Source organism: Runella sp. SP2, assembly GCF_003711225.1.
In the GTDB taxonomy this organism is placed as follows: domain Bacteria; phylum Bacteroidota; class Bacteroidia; order Cytophagales; family Spirosomataceae; genus Runella.
Genome location: NZ_CP031030.1, coordinates 3770628 through 3788011 on the forward strand (window position 1 = coordinate 3770628; position 17384 = coordinate 3788011).

The 17384-nt window shown below is 46.1% G+C and carries 12 protein-coding genes; 10 read left to right on the forward strand and 2 right to left on the reverse strand.

Translation table 11 applies throughout. The annotated features are described in order from the left end of the window. The first annotated feature begins 1 nt into the window (after position 1). The 7 genes from ntrB to DTQ70_RS15040 all read left to right on the forward strand — a co-directional run bounded on the left by ntrB (position 2) and on the right by DTQ70_RS15040 (position 10677). Positions 2–784, forward strand: a complete 783-nt coding sequence (ntrB, locus tag DTQ70_RS15010; protein WP_122931562.1) for a nitrate ABC transporter permease — start codon at positions 2–4, stop codon at positions 782–784. Between the two features lie 35 nt (positions 785–819). Further along, positions 820–1677: an ABC transporter ATP-binding protein gene (locus tag DTQ70_RS15015; protein ID WP_122934420.1), complete on the forward strand. Its 858-nt coding sequence runs from the start codon at positions 820–822 to the stop codon at positions 1675–1677. A 364-nt stretch (positions 1678–2041) separates the two neighbouring features. Next, positions 2042–3346 (forward strand): NarK family nitrate/nitrite MFS transporter, encoded by a 1305-nt coding sequence (locus tag DTQ70_RS15020; protein WP_122931563.1) that lies wholly within the window; start codon positions 2042–2044, stop codon positions 3344–3346. 13 nt (positions 3347–3359) lie between these two features. Then, positions 3360–6872, forward strand: coding sequence for a nitrate reductase (locus DTQ70_RS15025; protein WP_122931564.1), 3513 nt, complete (start codon positions 3360–3362; stop codon positions 6870–6872). A gap of 70 nt (positions 6873–6942) precedes the next feature. Next, complete coding sequence (locus DTQ70_RS15030; protein ID WP_122931565.1) at positions 6943–7728, forward strand: aminoglycoside 6-adenylyltransferase; 786 nt, start codon at positions 6943–6945, stop codon at positions 7726–7728. A 10-nt stretch (positions 7729–7738) separates the two neighbouring features. After that, positions 7739–9121, forward strand: a complete 1383-nt coding sequence (locus DTQ70_RS15035) for a hypothetical protein (RefSeq protein WP_122931566.1) — start codon at positions 7739–7741, stop codon at positions 9119–9121. 965 nt (positions 9122–10086) lie between these two features. Then, positions 10087–10677 (forward strand): REP-associated tyrosine transposase, encoded by a 591-nt coding sequence (locus DTQ70_RS15040; RefSeq protein WP_164490050.1) that lies wholly within the window; start codon positions 10087–10089, stop codon positions 10675–10677. A gap of 364 nt (positions 10678–11041) precedes the next feature. Here the strand turns inward: DTQ70_RS15040 and DTQ70_RS15045 are convergent, their stop codons facing one another. After that, on the reverse strand, positions 11042–12067 hold the full coding sequence (locus tag DTQ70_RS15045; protein WP_122931568.1) for an acyl transferase: 1026 nt from the start codon (positions 12065–12067) through the stop codon (positions 11042–11044). An 89-nt stretch (positions 12068–12156) separates the two neighbouring features. Here DTQ70_RS15045 and DTQ70_RS15050 point away from each other — a divergent pair, with 89 nt between their 5' ends. Next, positions 12157–12678: a hypothetical protein gene (locus tag DTQ70_RS15050; protein WP_122931569.1), complete on the forward strand. Its 522-nt coding sequence runs from the start codon at positions 12157–12159 to the stop codon at positions 12676–12678. Positions 12679–12851: 173 nt separating this feature from the next. Further along, on the forward strand, positions 12852–13349 hold the full coding sequence (locus DTQ70_RS15055) for a hypothetical protein (protein WP_122931570.1): 498 nt from the start codon (positions 12852–12854) through the stop codon (positions 13347–13349). Between the two features lie 16 nt (positions 13350–13365). On the opposite strand, the gene rocD is transcribed toward DTQ70_RS15055, so the two are convergent. Continuing rightward, positions 13366–14616, reverse strand: a complete 1251-nt coding sequence (rocD, locus tag DTQ70_RS15060; RefSeq protein WP_122931571.1) for an ornithine--oxo-acid transaminase — start codon at positions 14614–14616, stop codon at positions 13366–13368. 162 nt (positions 14617–14778) lie between these two features. On the opposite strand from rocD, the gene DTQ70_RS15065 reads away from it, so the two are divergent. Further along, positions 14779–17352 carry a zinc-dependent metalloprotease gene (locus tag DTQ70_RS15065; RefSeq protein ID WP_122931572.1) on the forward strand — a complete coding sequence of 858 codons (2574 nt, stop codon included), beginning with the start codon at positions 14779–14781 and terminating at the stop codon, positions 17350–17352. Positions 17353–17384 lie beyond the last annotated feature (32 nt).

Genomic DNA, 17384 nt, shown 5'->3' on the forward strand with positions numbered 1-17384 from the left:
CATGAAAAAACTACTCAATTTTCAGACTTACTTGCCAGTGCTGTTCGGCCTAGGTAGCACAGTGCTTTTAGTGGGTGCTTGGTGGACGGTGTCATTACTGACCAACAACGAAATCCCGAATCCATTGTCCACTTGGACGGTTTTCAGCGAAATGCTCGCTACGCCTTTTTACGATTACGGTCCCAACGACAAAGGCATTGGAAACCAGCTTTTCAGCTCTCTCATTCGTGTATTTAGCGGTTTTGGTGCGGGGAGTCTGTTGGCCATTCCACTTGGGCTGCTGATTGGTTCGAGCAAAACGGCTTTTCGCCTCATCAATCCCATTGTTCAAATCTTGCGCCCCGTTTCACCCTTGGCTTGGTTTCCGTTGGGGCTATTGGCCTTCAAAGCCGCCGAAGGAGCCACCGTTTTCATCATTTTTGTAACAAGCCTTTGGCCTACTTTAATCAATACCGCGTTTGGCGTGGCTTCCATCCCCCAAGACCATAAAAACGTGGCAAAAGCGTTCGGATTTTCTCGTTGGAAGTACATCGTCAAAGTCATCATCCCCTATGCTTTACCCCACATTATCACGGGTTTACGCCTCAGCATTGGTGTCGCATGGATGGTAATTGTGGCAGGCGAGATGCTCTCGGGGGGCGTTGGCATTGGCTTTTTTGTTTGGGATAGCTGGAACGCCCTCAGCCTTGAGAAAATCTTGTCGGCGATTCTTATCATTGGCACCGTCGGGTTATTGCTCGACAAAGGATTCGATTGGCTCCAAAAACGCTTCGCTTTTTCCTAGTCCAACACAAGTTAAGTTCAGAAACTACTACCAACATGACTTCCAACCCAACCATTGCTCCCATAGATTCGGCGAGTGAGTTTCATAAAATTCAGTCGCGCCCTGCTTCCATTGAAGTAAAGGACATAACTGTTTCGTTCAAAACCCCCAAAGGTGTTTTTACGGCCATCAAGAACATTGACCTCACCATCAAAAAAGGCGAAATTGTCGCGCTGATTGGCCACTCTGGCTGCGGAAAATCTACCTTAATGGGAACAATTTCGGGCATGACGGCCCCTACGAGTGGCAGCGTCATTGCCAACGGGACATTGGTCAAAGGCCCAGGCCCCGACCGTGGTATTGTCTTTCAAAACTACTCACTTCTTCCTTGGCTGACGGTTTATAAAAACATTTACGAAGCCGTGGACTCCGTTTTTAAAGACAAAACTGCCGCCGAGAAGCGGGAAATCGTTGAAGAAAACCTCAAAATGGTCAACCTTTGGCCACACAAAGACAAACTCCCAGGACAACTATCGGGCGGGATGAAGCAGCGCGTTGCCATCGCACGTGCCTTTGCCATTAATCCTAGTATTTTATTACTCGACGAGCCTTTTGGCGCGTTGGATGCCCTCACCAAAGGGTCGATGCACATCGAACTTTTGAAACTTTGGAACTTGGACAATCGCAACAAAACGATTGTAATGGTAACGCACGACATCGAAGAAGCTATTTTCTTGTCTGACCGCGTGGTGGTAATGAACAACGGCCCCGAAGCTACCATCAAAGAAATTGTGGAAATTCCCTTGCCGCGCCCGCGCAACAAAAAAGAGATTGTCCACGACCCAATTTATATGGAAACCCATGACAAATTAATGAGTTTGCTCTTCGACAAGTTTTCGATTGAAGATGAATAAGTGGTTGCATTTGTACTCAGTTGGGCCTCCAACTGAGTACAAACCAAAAATTACAAATACTTTCATTTAAGTTTCAAATAACTCATTTTTTACATCAAATTTTGTTATTTTACAGAAATTTAGTATAATATTTTAAAGAATATTGAGTATTTTCCGAAAATTACTTATTTTTAACTTTGAGCATAATTACTTATTTTGTATGTTTGATGTACCAAATCGGTGCAGCGTGGCGGCGCTCAACCGATGCAGGTAGCACAGTCTTTAACGAAACCCGTTGAACGAGGAATCGTTATTGGATGTACCCTATTGCATCGCTTCAGGCCTTACGCTGGTTTCATGTTCTACTTTTAACCAACAAAGCGCAATGAGCCAGCTTATCTCCAATCAGCCTCTTTCAAAACTCCACATTCTCAGTACCAAAGGGGTACAGATGCGTACCTTTCACATTACTTGGCTTACCTTTTTTGTCTGTTTCTTCGGCTGGTTCGGTTTAGCGCCACTCATGCCTGCCATTCGGGCAGATTTGGGCCTAACCAAACCCCAAGTCGGAAACACCATCATTGCGGCGGTATCAGCTACCATTTTTGCCCGACTCATCATAGGAAAACTGTGTGATAGCTGGGGACCCCGCAAAACCTACACTACATTGCTTATCGTGGGTGCTTTGCCCGTGATGTTGGTAGGCTTAGCCCACGACTACACCACGTTTTTGTTGTTTCGTTTGGCCATTGGCGTTATTGGCGCTTCGTTTGTCATTACGCAATTTCACACTTCGGCCATGTTTGCCCCCAACATCAAAGGTACGGCCAATGCCGTAGCAGGCGGTTGGGGAAACCTTGGCGGCGGAATCACCCAATTGGCCATGCCCCTCATCATGGCGACCATCGTTGGGTTTGGTTTTGTCAAGGCCGACGCTTGGCGCTTAGCAATGATTGTCCCTGGTGTTCTGATGCTTTTTATGGCTTTTATTTACTGGAAATATACCAAAGACACGCCCGCGGGCAACTACGACGAAATCAACCGCACCGCCGTTAGCAAATCAGAAGTAAGTTTTTGGAAAGCTTGTTCCGATGTTCGCGTTTGGGCGTTGGCATTGGCCTATGCGTGTTGCTTTGGCATGGAAATCACCTTCGACGGCGTAGCAGCGCTCTACTTCTTTGATAATTTCAAGATGGAAGAAACGGAAGCAGGTTTTTGGGCGATGTTGTTTGGGTTTATGAACATTTTTGCCCGTGCCGTTGGCGGCATTGTAGCAGATAAAGTCGGTCAAAAATACGGGATGCGCGGTAAAGGTATTCTTTTAGCCTCCATGCTTCTTTTGGAAGGACTGGGAATTTTATTGTTTGCTCAAGCAGGCAACCTGACCATGGCAGTTGTATCGATGCTCGGCTTTGCGATGTTTTTGAAAATGGCTAACGGCGGCACCTATGCGATTGTTCCCTTCGTCAATCCCAAAGCAGTAGGCGTCATTTCGGGCGTAGTAGGGGCAGGAGGCAACGTTGGTGGAATGTTGATGGGCTTTTTGTTTAAATCCCAGTCGATTACCTACGGACAAGCATTTATGTACATTGGCGGCCTAGTGGCTACCGTGGGCTTGCTGCTTTTCCTAGTCAATTTTGGCAAAACCATCACCATCGAGCAGCCTGAAGCAGAGTTACAAGCCGTTTAACCCAAATTTTCAAATGGTAGAAATCCACAAAACCACTTGTTGTTACTGCGGGGTAGGCTGCGGGGTATTGGTCAAAAAAAACCGCGACGGACGCATTTCGGTCGAAGGTGACCCCGAGCATCCTTCGAGCAAAGGAATGCTTTGTTCGAAGGGCATGAACTTGCACTACACCGTCATGGACAGCAGCGACCGCTTGCTATATCCACAAATGCGCTGGAATCGGCAAGCGGCTTTGCAACGAGTGACGTGGGACACAGCCCTTGAGCGGGCAGCGGCCGTTTTTAAGACATTTATTGACAAATACGGCCCCGATTCCGTTGGTTTTTACGCATCGGGGCAATGCCTGACGGAAGAATATTACGTGGTCAATAAGCTCATCAAAGGCTTTATTGGCTCCAACAACTTAGACACCAATTCACGCTTGTGTATGTCATCGGCGGTGGTTGGGTATAAAATGGCTTTGGGCGAAGATTCAGTTCCATGCAGCTACGAGGACATCGAGCTCGCCGATTGTTTCTTGGTGGCAGGGGCCAATCCTGCCTGGAACCACCCCATCGTTTTTCGCCGCATGGAAGCCCACAAGGCCGCCAATCCGCGCGTCAAACTGATTGTCGTTGACCCTCGTCGTACCGATACCGCACGCTTGGCCGACCTGCACTTGCAAATCAAGCCTGGCACTGACATCTCATTACTCAATGCAATTGCCAAAGGATTGATTTCTAGGGGCTACATTGATGAACCTTTCATAAAAAACCATACCGAAGGCTTTGACAGTTTTCGAGTAAAAGTAGCTGAACGCGACATGCGCGAAGCCGCCAAAATTTGCGGCATTAGCCTCCACGATATTCACCAAGCTGTGGAGTACATTGGTAAGTCAAAAAGCTTTATTTCGATGTGGGCGATGGGCTTTAATCAAAGTGTGATTGGGGTCAATAAAAACCTAGCATTGCTCAATTTGCACCTCATTACGGGGCACATTGGCAAGCCAGGCTCTGGGCCATTTTCGTTGACGGGCCAGCCAAATGCGATGGGAGGGAGAGAAGTAGGTGGGCTATCGAATCTCCTACCAGCCCACCGCAACTTGGCTGACCCGCAGCACCGCCAAGAAGTCGCTGATTTTTGGGGAGTACCTTCGCTCAACCCCAAACCAGGCTACTCGGCCACCGAGATGTTTCAGGCCCTCAAAGACGGCCGCATGAAAGCAATTTGGATCATGTGTACCAATCCGCTGGTAAGTTTACCCAACGTACAGCTCGTCGAAGAAGCCCTCAAAGCGGCCAAATTTGTGGTGGTTCAGGATGTTTCCAATCGTTCGGATACCCTTGCTTATGCCGACTTAGTGCTTCCTGCGGCTGCTTGGGGTGAAAAAACGGGCACCATGACCAATTCTGAACGGCGGGTTTCGTACCTCAACAAATTCAACGAGCCCGTTGGCGAAGCCCTTCCCGACAGTGAAATCATCGTACGATTTGCCCACAAGATGGGGTTTGGGTATGCCTTCAATTATCCAAATCCCGCAGCGATTTACGACGAGCACGTTCGCCTCACCAAAGGTACCAACGTGGATATGAGTGGGCTGTCGCATGAGCGTCTTCGTGAGAACGGCACTATCCAATGGCCTGTTCCTTCGATACAATCCAGCGGAACACCTCGGCTGTTTGCAGACGGGCAGTTTTTTACCCCATCTCGAAAGGCTCAAATCAAAACCGTACCCGACGAAAATCAATCAGAAGCCCTTTCTGAAGAATTTCCGTTGGTTCTGACCACGGGGCGGATTCGCGACCAGTGGCACACCATGACCAAGACGGGACGGGTCAACAAACTCACGCAACACCTTCCCAAAGCATTTTTAGAAATACACCCCGCGGATGCAGCCGAGCGAGGCATCAAAGAAGGCAATATCGTCGTTATCCAAAATGGCCGTGGGGAAGTTCAGGTACCTGCCAAAATCACTACTGACATTCGGCAAGGGGTTGTTTTTTTGCCGATGCACTGGGGGAAAATTTTACAAAGCAATGCTGCCCGAGCCAACAACCTCACCAGCGACCTCATAGACCCGCTTTCAAAAGAACCCGATTTTAAATTTGCGGCGGTTCAAGTCACAAAATTTAGTAAACCAAAAGAAAAAATCATCGTGATTGGAGCGGGAGCGGCGGCCTACAAATTTGTCACTGCTCACCGCCAGCATAACCTCACTGATGAAGTTCATGTCTTCAGCAAAGAACCCTTTGCTTTCTACAACCGCGTGATGCTTCCCGACTACATTAGCGGTGCTATATCTTGGGACAAATTGCTCAAAATGCCAGACGACGAACGCGCTTTGGTGCATCTATACGAAGGGGTCAGCATTGAACAAATTGACCGCACAAAAAAAACAGTCACTGATTCTCAAGGGAATACCCATTCCTACGACCGTTTGATTATTGCGACTGGAAGTCGTTCGGCACTTCCTCGCGACTATGATACATCGTTGGTGGGGGTCTTTACCATGCGAACGCGCCAAGATGCCGATGGCCTGACCAACTATTTGAATCAACTTGTGTCAACTTCTGCTCCGCGCCACGTCGTGGTGGTGGGTGGTGGGTTATTGGGCTTAGAATTAGCCGCCTCATTGGGAGAAATTGGCGTCAAATCGACCATTATTCACCGAGGGTCACGGCTTATGAATCGCCAACTGGATGGTACAGCTAGTTCGCTTTTGCACGAAGAACTCACCGACCGAGGCATTGATGTTTTTTACAACGACGAAGTAAAGTACATCACTGGCCAACAACACGTGGAAGGACTTCGCCTTACCTCAGGGCGTGTATTGACTTGCGACGCGGTGATTCTGACCATTGGCACAACGCCCAACGTAGAAATTGCCCGCAAGTCGGGCCTCGACGTACAACGAGGCATTGTGGTCAACGCATACCTTCAAACCTCCGACCCAGCCGTATTTGCCATTGGTGAAGTGGCCGAATTTGAAGGACAACTTTTTGGCATCACCGCTGCCGCCGAGGAACAAGCCGAGGCGCTTTGTGCTTACCTCAACGGCGACATTCAAAGTTACTACCGCCCTACCCTATCCATGAATATCTTAAAAATGGAAGGTTTGGATTTATGTTCTTTGGGGATGACCGAAATCCCTGCCAATGGCGCTGGGGCTGACTTTGAAGAAGTTATTTTTTCAGATAAGCAAAAACGTTTTTACAAAAAGTGCATCATTCAAGGAGATAAACTGGTGGGGGCTATTTTGTTTGGCGATAAATCAGAATTTACTGAATACAAAGCACTGATTCAGCACCAAACCGAACTTTCGGACAAGCGGCTAAAGCTGCTACGAAGTGGCAAAAGTGCCCCTGCATTGAAAGGAAAAATCGTATGTTCTTGCAATAACGTCGGCCATGGTAATATTCGAGAGGCGATTGTAGCGGGCTGCCATGATTTTCAATCACTTTGCCAGCAAACGGGAGCAGGAACAGGCTGTGGCAGTTGTAAATTGGAAGTAAAGGCAATTTTGGAGGATGTGCTGGTCAAAGCTTAATTTTTGGGCAAGGATGAACTTTTCGCCAATGCCGAAGGTTTTGCGATAATTGCCCAAAACGAACTAGCTTATGCAAGACACTATTTTTCAAGCATTTATCGACAAAGTTGTCGCTGTTTTACAAGAATCTCCCGACATGCTCGGCCTAGCGGTAGCGGGTTCTTGGATTACGCAAGAAATGGACGCGTACTCGGATTTGGACTTAGTACTTGTTTCAAAAACGAGGCTCTCGACCGACCCTGCGCAAATGAAATCAGTCGCACAAAGATTCGGCAACGTTCTCTCCGCATTTACGGGTGAACACGTCGGTGAGCCGCGCGTGTTGATTTGTTTGTACGGGAATCCGCTTTTGCACGTTGACATCAAGTTTTTGACACCCGACGAATTTTACCAGCGCGTAGAAGACCCCGTTGTGGTGTGGGAACGGGATGAGATTTTAACAAAAATTATCCAGCAAACGACTTCCGCTTGGCCTTATCCTGATTATCAATGGATTGAAGACCGTTTTTGGGTGTGGATCCACTACGGCGCTCTAAAAATTGGCCGAGGAGAGTTAACGGAAGCTGCTGACTTTCTGGCCTTTTTGAGAATCGTTGTTTTAGGGCCTCTTTTGCACATCAAAAATGGCAACCAGCCCCGTGGCGTACGAAAAGTTGAAACAAAACTCCCCGAAGCTGATTTTGAGGCACTGTCAGCAACTGTCGCCTTATTAGATAAAACGTCGTTGGTAACTTCTTTAAACAAAGCCATTGTTATCTACGAACAAACCCGAACCGTCCTTTTTGACTCGTCTGTTCAGCTTAACAGCGAGGCAGAAAGAGAAGTAAAAAAATACTTAGCAGCTATTTCTACCTAACCAAACCACTATGCCATACCTCCGCATCGCTACCCAAGGTGGGGTCATTACCCCCGACGAGCTTCAACGTTTGGCCATGTTAGCCAAAAAATGGGCTTTGGGCAAAATTGAAGTTGGTTTTCGCCAAGATTTGCTCGTTCCTTGCACCGATTCTCAACGCTCGTTGCTTCGATCGCAATTAATGTCGGAGGGGTTTGGAGTAGAAGAAACCGCGGCTGTGCATCCCAACATCGTTTCGTCGTTGGTAGCTCAAAATATCTTTCCCCAGCTCTCTTGGCTTCGGTCGGGCGATTACCTTGATATTTTGGATGAATTTACCTTTCGACCACGTCTCAAAATTAACCTCATCGACCCCACGCAGGAGTTGATTCGACCGTTGACGGGGGAGCTTAATTTTATCGCTTCCCCTACGCCCTCATTTTGGTACTTGGTGATCAATTTATCCGAGTTAGGGGGCATTCATGTCTGGCCCAAACTTATTGATGGGGAACAAATTGCGGCCTGGGTCCAGCACATTGAAAAAATATGGTTGGAAAATCCACCGCCTAATTGTTCTTTTGAAGAACTGTACGGGAATGTTTCAAAAGCGTTTACGGGACGAACGCGCCCCATTCAGAAAGAACTAAAGCTTACACCCAAACCCTACCCGCACCACGAGGGTATTTACCGCTACGATGACCGCTATTGGATGGGGTTATACCAGCGCGACAACGAGTTTGACACGGCTTTTTTAGAAGCCCTTTGTCAGCTTTGCATCAACACTAAAATCGGGCGTTTGTATCCGACACCTTTCAAAACATTCATCGTTCGCGATATACCAAAAGAGACGATTTATCAGTGGGAAAAACTCTTAGGAATCTGGGGGATACATACGCATTATTCGTCGCTCGAACTCAACTGGCAGCTCCCCGATGCTGACGCGTCGGCATTGCGCCTTAAAACCGAACTGGTCGAAGCTTTTGAAAGACTGCGCATTCGGACATCTAGCCTTAGTTTTGGCATTGGTCACCGTAATGCCGAAACGACATCGACGATTGTCATTGAGCCATTATCGACGGAGTATCAGCGTTTTCGCGTAGTTCATTCTCCTGATTTTTACATTGGGAATACGGAATGGGAAGTTTTTGCGGGCGATGTTGCCCGTAAGAATCTCCCAGAAATTCTTCGACGCCTTACGCTGAAATACTACGAACAACTTTCGACGGATAAAAAGGCAAGTATCACCCGTAAAACGTCGGGAATAAAACCCGCTCCTACCCAAAGCGTAATGCAGTGTAAGCACTGTCAGACGGTTGCGGATCTGCCACTTCCTTTACCTTCCTCTTATTTATGTTCACTTTGCGATGCACCTGTGGCTGATTTTGTCGAAGTTGAATTGGAAATAGCGCCGTGATTTGGGCTCCTCAGCGTACGTGATTTCGGTTGCTCTACATATGTGATTTCGATTTCTCAGCGTATGTGCTTTCGGTTTCTCAAAACCGAAACGACTGCCGCAATCTTGCAATAGGTTTCTCAAAACCTCGACTCAATCTTCACGAGGTTGTAAGCAGCCTCTACTTTGGTTTTGAGAAACCAAAGGCACACTCGCACCACGTGATTTCGGTTTCTCAAAACCGAAACAACTGCCGCAATCTTGCACAAGGTTTCTCAAAACCTCGGCTCAATCTTCACGAGGTTGTAAGCAACATCACACTTTGGTTTTGAGAAACCAAAGGCACACTCGCGCCACGTGCTTTCGGTTTCTCAAAACCGAAACGACTGCCGCAATCCTGCAAGAGGTTTCTCAAAACCTCGGCTCAGTCTTCACGAGGTTGTAAGCAACCTCTGCTTTGGTTTTGAGAAACCAAAGACACACTCGCACTACGTGGCTTTCGGTTTCTCAAAACCGAAACGACTGCCGCAATCTTGCAATAGGTTTCTCAAAACCTCGATTCAATCTTCACGAGGTTGTAAGCAACCTCTACTTTGGTTTTGAGAAACCAAAGGCACACTCGCACCACGTGCTTTCGGTTTCTTAAAACCGAAACGACTGCCGCAATCTTGCAATAGGTTTCTCAAAACCTCGACTCAATCTTAACGAGGTTGTAAGCAACCTCACACTTTGGTTTTGAGAAACCAAAGGCACACTCGCACCACGTGCTTTCGGTTTCTTAAAACCGAAACGACTGCCGCAATCTTGCAATAGGTTTCTCAAAACCTCGACTCAATCTTAACGAGGTTGTAAGCAACCTCACACTTTGGTTTTGAGAAACCAAAGGCACACTCGCACCACGTGCTTTCGGTTTCTCAAAACCGAAACGACTACCGCAATCTTATGAACGATTACGACAACTCTTCACGAGGTTTCCCAAAAACCAAGTGACTTTTTCAGCAAAGCAAGTATTACAGAGAATAAAAACTTGTTTTATGGGAACAAAACGAATTTCTGGCTCAGAGGATGAACGCTGTTTTTTCATTACTACCTCCTGTTATCAACACAAGTTCTTATTACTAGATACGCAGGCATTTAATATTGTACTTGACAACTTTCGTTTCTATAATAAACGTTACTCTGCACGACTCTTGGGATATGTGCTAATGAGTAATCATATTCATTTCATGCTATTTTTCGAAGACCGAAATTATTTATCAAAGTACCTTCGAGATTTTAAAAAATATAGCTCCCTGCAACTACGCGCGCACATCTCACGATTTTATCCTCATATTTTACCTGAAATCCTGTATGAATATAGAAGTCAGCATTACAAAATTTGGGACGATGAGTTTGATGATGTAGTAATTTACAGCAGGAAAATGTGCGAAATAAAGCTTGATTATATGCACAACAATCCAGTAAAAGCGGGTCTTGTGACAGAGCCAAGCGGTTATCTATTTTCGAGTGCTAAATTTTATGAAAACTGGAAGGTTAACATCCAATCTGAGCTTTTACATTACAGAGATGTTTTTTAAACGAGGTTGTGAGCAACCTCTGCTTTGGTTTTGAGAAACCAAAGGCACACTCACACCATGATTTCGGTTTCTCAGCATACGTGGCTTTCGGTTTCTCAAAACCGAAACGACTGCCACAATCTTGCAAGAGGTTTCTCAAAACCTCGGCTCAATCTTCACGAGGTTGTAAGCAACATCACACTTTGGTTTTGAGAAACCAAAGGCACACTCACACCATGATTTCGGTTTCTCAGCATACGTGATTTCGGTTTCTCAAAACCGAAACGACTGCCACAATCTTGCAAGAGGTTTCTCAAAACCTCGACTCAATCTTCACGAGGTTGTGAGCAACCTCTAGCTTTGGTTTTGAGAAACCAAAGACACACTAAATCAACAAATTACACCCACGCACGTCCGAATTATCAAACCGCCCAATCACTTCAAATTGGGAAGAGGAATCACCAACAAATCGACCCAAATCTTGGGTTTCTAAAAATGAGCAAGAATCTAAGTTACCCAAATCAACCACATTGATACCGCCGTACCTCATTCCAAGCTGTGGGGAATCTGTTACAGAGAAAGGGTCATTTATATCTCTAAGTAGGATTCGCATCGTGCGAGAGGTCTCAAAAACCCCATCTCCCTTTGAATACGACTGTGACAAAAGCTCCGTCATTCCGTATTCCGAATGAATGTTTTCTAACCCAAAAGCCGACGTGAGCTCAGCGTGTACTTCTTCACGGAGCATTTCACGGCGGCGTCCCTTCATTCCGCCCGTTTCCATTACCACCAATTCGGGCAATTCCTTTAAAAACGACAGGTCGTACTTCGACTCTGCTAAATCCAACAATGCAAACGTCACCCCCCACAAAATTACTTTCCGACCGTCGGGTTGTTGTACTAATTTTTTGAGTGTTGCTAATAGCTCATCTACATTATGCAAAAAGAACCCAGAGACAGGCGACTGCGTTTCTGCAATAAATTGTTGAACCATATACACCAACGAGGAGTTATTTCGTTCAAGATACGAAGGTAACAATGCCAACAGGTGAAAGTCAGAAAGTGAGCCGTAGCTTTTTTCAAAAATCTCGGTACTGATTTCATCATACCAGCCCAAGTCCGCCACCAAATGTCGGCTAGTTTGGGTTCCAGTTGTACCGCTACTTTCAAAAACTGTTTGTATATTGGGGGTCCCCGTCACTACTTGATGGTGTTTAAAGAAGCCAATCGGCAAAAACGGAACCAACGACATACGGTTAACTTGATCGGGGCGAATTCGCAAATGGGAAAGATACTGACGGTAAATGGGGCTATGAACCGCCTGATAATGAAACACCTGCAAGGCAACCTCCTCAAACGTATCGGCCGTTAAGGTTCGTACAGCATTTCGTAAATTGGGCAAAATTGGCATTTTACTAGGGTCGAATTTCAATTTCCGATTGACAAAGCATTAATAACTACTAAATTTATCCAATATTTGGAACAAACTTAACAAGAAAGATGAAGGGCTTCGTTCGTTTTATTGCTACTCTTTTACTATTTGCCATTTCGACAACTGGTTGTTTTACTCCTCCCAACTACAGCCCCGTTCCCGAAATTGGCTTCAATAGCATTGATAAGTTTGAGGTGATTGAGCCTTTCTCACAAGCCAAACAAGACTCGGTTGTCATCACCATCAATTTCAAAGATGGCGATGGCGATTTAGGCGAAAGCACCGAAAACCGCACCAATGCAAAGTATGACACTTGGGGAAATTATGAGCTCAAAACCTTCCGTCGAGTGAGCGGAAATCAGTACCAAGAAGTAACGTTAGCAGCTAACTCCAAACTATTTTTTCCTGTGCTTAAACCCGACGGCAAAAGAGGCCCCATCGAAGGTTTATTGGATTATGCCGTGTATTTTCCTTATTCACGAAACTCAAAGCTGACAACCGTTAAATTCCAAATTAAAATCCGCGACCGCGCACTCAATGTAAGCAACGTCATCGAAACCGATACGCTTTCAGTTCCGTTACTTTTATAAAATATACAACTTTTTCTCTCATTAAAAATCCCTGTGAAATTCTCATTTTGAAAACTTCACAGGGATTTTGTTTAACTATATATTGAGATTACGATTCCACCCCAAAATCACCTTTTGAAAAACATATCACACAACGCATAAGAAACTATTCTTGATAAGCCAACTCTTTTGCTATGAAAACACTGTTCTTTTTCATTACCTTAACCGTTCTAAATCAAGCTATTAAAGCGCAAATGAAATTTGAAGGGACACACCCTCCAAATAAAGAAGTTCTTGCACTACTTGAGCAGGAAGCCAAAATTATGGATAACGTTCGCAATGTTAGCCAAAGAGATAGTTTAAGAGCGCAGATTCTTTCCAAAGGATTTTTCTACCATGGTGTTGATGGTAAGCCCATAAATTTGGATGGCTTAACTAAAAGGCAAACAAAAAATAACTTTCAGGCACTGGAGGCAAAGGTCATCAGTGAAACACTCTATCAGTATGAAAGTACTGCCATTCTTGTCATAATGGAATGGCAAAAGATAAAGGATAAGGGAGTGATTTCTGACAACTACAATTCGGTATTGATTGTCATGGGTATTGAGAATGGCAAATGGAAAATACTATCGGATATAATGGGACGAAAACCTAAACTCAGTGAAGAAGAAATGAAGAAGGCCAATAAATAGCCCCTTCTCATTCCATTTAAGATTCTACCACTTCCACCCCCAAAATCACTTCTTCAATCAAATCACAAGCTTCGTGGATTTGCGTTTCTGTAATCACCAATGGCGGGGCAAAACGAATTTTATTGCCGTGGGTTTGTTTGCAAAGCAGTCCTTTTTCCTTGAGTTGGAGGCAAATTTGCCACGCCAAGGGGCTTTCTTCGTCGGTCGCAATCACGATGGCATTTAGCAATCCTTTTCCACGAACGGTTTCAATCAGGGTCGTTTTTTGCTGGATTACCCGCATTCGTTCACGGAATATTTCCCCAAGACGCTCCGCATTTTCGGCTAATTTTTCATCCTCCAACACCGACAACGCCGCTACCGTCACCGCCGCCGCCAACGGATTTCCACCGTAGGTTGACCCGTGTTGGCCTGGCTTAATGGTGAGCATAATTTCGTCGTTGGCCAAGACGCAAGAAACGGGATAAACGCCGCCCGAAAGCGCTTTTCCTAATACCAAAATATCGGGTTTCACGCCTTCGTGGTCGCAAGCAAGACGCTTGCCCGTACGCCCAAGTCCCGTTTGAACTTCGTCGGCAATAAACAAGACGTTGTATTTAGTACACAATTCTCTCACTCCCCGCAAGTAGCCTTCGTCGGGCACTACTACGCCCGCTTCACCCTGAATAGGTTCCACCATGAAACCTGCGATGTTGGGGTCGGCTTGGAAGGTTTGTTCGAGTACTTTTAAGTCGTTATAAGGAACAATCATATAGCCAGGCAAAAACGGGCCGTAATCGTTGGTACTTTCGGGGTCGGTTGACGACGAAATGGCCGCGAGTGTACGTCCCCAAAAGTTTCCTGCGGCATAAACCGTTTTGGCTTGGTTTTGGGGAATTCCTTTCACCAAATACCCCCACTTACGGGTCAGTTTGAGCGCCGTTTCTCCGCCTTCTACCCCTGAATTCATCATCAACACCTTGTCGTAGCCAAAGTAATCGCACAAGAACTTCTCACATTCACCCAAAACAGAATTATGAAACGCCCGCGATGTCAGCGTCAGTTTTTGCGCCTGTGTTGTCAAGGCATTTACAATGCGAGGGTGACAATGTCCCTGATTAACAGCACTGTATGCCGACAAAAAATCGTAATAACGTTTGCCTTCAATGTCCCACACAAAAACACCCTCCCCGCGCTCAATAACCACAGGCACGGGCTTATAATTATGCGCTCCGTAGCGCTTTTCAAGGCCAATAAGATAGTCGGTTTGAGTAAGTTCGGTTGTCATGGTGGTTTTAGAGATTGAAGCCAACAATTTTTATTACTTTTGTAAAGTTACATTTTAACTTATTTTCAATTTTTAACAAGTCAAATTTCTTTTAAACGCTTAAATTACAAACCGTTTTTTAATTTCAAACACGCTATAAAACCAAATCTAACTTTCGTTAACATGTTTAAACAACTCCTTTTTTTGGCCACAGCACTTAGCTTTTCGGCCATCGCGCAAGACCGCCGCCCCACCACGCCACCCGCAGCCAGTGGCACCCCAACGGCAACGGCACCCGCAGCACCAGCCGCTGCCCCTAAGGCAGGCCCCAAGCCTTACAAAGAAGTAATTACCGACAAAAGTAAGACGACCAAGGGCTTATTCATCGTTCATAAAATTGATGAAAAATACTTCTTTGAACTTCCTGATTCGCTACTCGGTCGCGAAATGATGGCCATCACGCGCCTCTCCCAGTCTAGTACCACACCTGGGTCGGTAGGTTTGCCTGCCTACGGTGGAGAATTGCTTAATCGCCAAGTAGTTCGCTTTGAAAAAGGCCCCGAAAACAAGATTTTCATGCGTTCGGTGGCTTTTATCAACGTAAGCGATGATGTCAATTCGCCTATTTACAAAGCTGTTCGCAACTCTAACCTCGACCCCATTGCGATGGCTTTTGATGTGAAAGCCGTTCGCAAAGACACCTCAGTAGTGATTGAAGTAACAGACTTTTTTAAAAGCGACAATACCGTTATTTCAATGGCTCCTATCGTTCGTCAGGCTTACAAATTGACGATGATTCAAAACGACCGTACCTACATTCAGAGCATCAAGTCTTTCCCAATCAACACGGAAGTAAAGGTGGTAAAAACCTACGGCGTTACCCCTCCTACCCCAAGTTTTGGACCTTCTACAAGCCCTATTCCTTCGGTCAACTTACCCGCAGGCTCGATTGCAGGGGCAGTGACAATGGAGCTAAACACCTCATTTATTGTTCTACCTGCCGTACCGATGAAACAACGTTTGTTTGACTTACGGGTCGGTTATTTTGCCAATGGTTATACCGTTTATGGCGAAAACTCACAACGCACTGAAGACAAAACGTTTGTAGTTCGTTGGCGTTTGGAACCTAAAAACAAAGCCGACGAAGAGCGTCAGCGCCGTGGTGAGTTGATTGAGCCTAAAAAACCGATTGTTTTCTACATTGACCCTGCTACGCCAAAACAATGGCGTAAATACCTCAAAATGGGGGTTGATGACTGGAACGTAGCTTTTGAAAAAGCAGGATGGAAAAATGCCATCCGTGGCGAAATTTTGGCCGACAACGACACGACCATCAGCATGGAAGACGCGCGCTACTCGGCGATTCGTTATTTTGCTTCGGACATTGAAAATGCCTACGGCCCCAACGTCCACGACCCTCGTACGGGAGAGATTTTGGAAAGCCACATCGGTTGGTACCACAACGTGATGAAACTCCTCAAAAAATGGTACATGACCCAAGCCGCTGCCGCTGACCCACGTGCACGCAAGAATAAATTTGACGATGAATTGATGGGGCAACTCATTCGCTTTGTGTCGTCGCACGAAGTAGGACACACGCTTGGCCTTCGTCACAACTACGGCGCATCAACGGCAACACCCGTTGAGAAACTCCGCGACAAAGAATTTATTACCAAAAATGGCCACACTTCGTCTATCATGGACTACGCTCGTTTCAACTACGTAGCCCAACCCGAAGATGGCGTAACTGACTTTTTCCCTCGCATTGGCGACTACGACATTTGGGCCATTGAGTGGGCATACAAACCCATTTATGACACCAAAACTGCCGAGGAAGATAAGCTTGTTTTGAACAAATGGTACAAAGAAAAAGCCCTTCCCAACCGCCGTTTGTGGTTCTTGACCGAAACCAACCCCTATGACCCTCGTTCACAAAACGAAGACATCGGTGACAACGCCATGTTAGCCAGTGGCTACGGTATCAAAAACCTCCAACGCATTGTGCCTAACCTTATCGAGTGGACCAAGCAAGAAGGAGAAGACTACGAAATGTTGGAAGAAGGGTTCAACGAAGTGGTGACGCAGTTCCGTCGTTATATGGGTCACGTAACCAAAAACGTGGGCGGTATTTACGAAACACCTAAATCAATGGACCAAGAAGGGGCTGTATATGAGCCAACGCCTAAAAAAATGCAAAAAGATGCGGTTGCATTCTTAAATCAGCAACTCTTCAACACGCCTAAGTGGATACTAGACGAAAACATTTTGCGTCGTATTCGTCCTGACATGGGAGTTGATTTTATTTCAAAAATTCAGGAAACTACCCTCAATAGCCTTTTTGCTAGTGACCGCCTCCAACGGATGATTGAGATGACGGAAAAAACGACCGATGCTTACTCAATGGACGAGCTATTTGCCGATGTAAAAGGCGGAGTTTGGGGAGAACTAAAAACGCGCAAAGCAGCTGATGCTCACCGCCGCAACCTTCAAAAAATCTATGTCGAGCGCATGATTGCAACGCTGAATGCACCTGCGGCAGCTGGTTTCCCTACTACTACTCCGATGAAAATGTTTGGCGCAGTGGTAGCTCCTTCGGTGGACATCCGCAAAAACGACGTGCAGTCGATGGTACGGGCGCACTTGACTTCGTTGCAAGGCGAAATTCAAGCGGCACTTCCAACCATTACCGACAAAATGACAAAATACCACCTTCAAGATTGCGTTTTCCGCATTAAGAAGGCATTAGACCCTAAATAGTCTGACGAAGACCTTGTGCGTCGGGTTTTGAC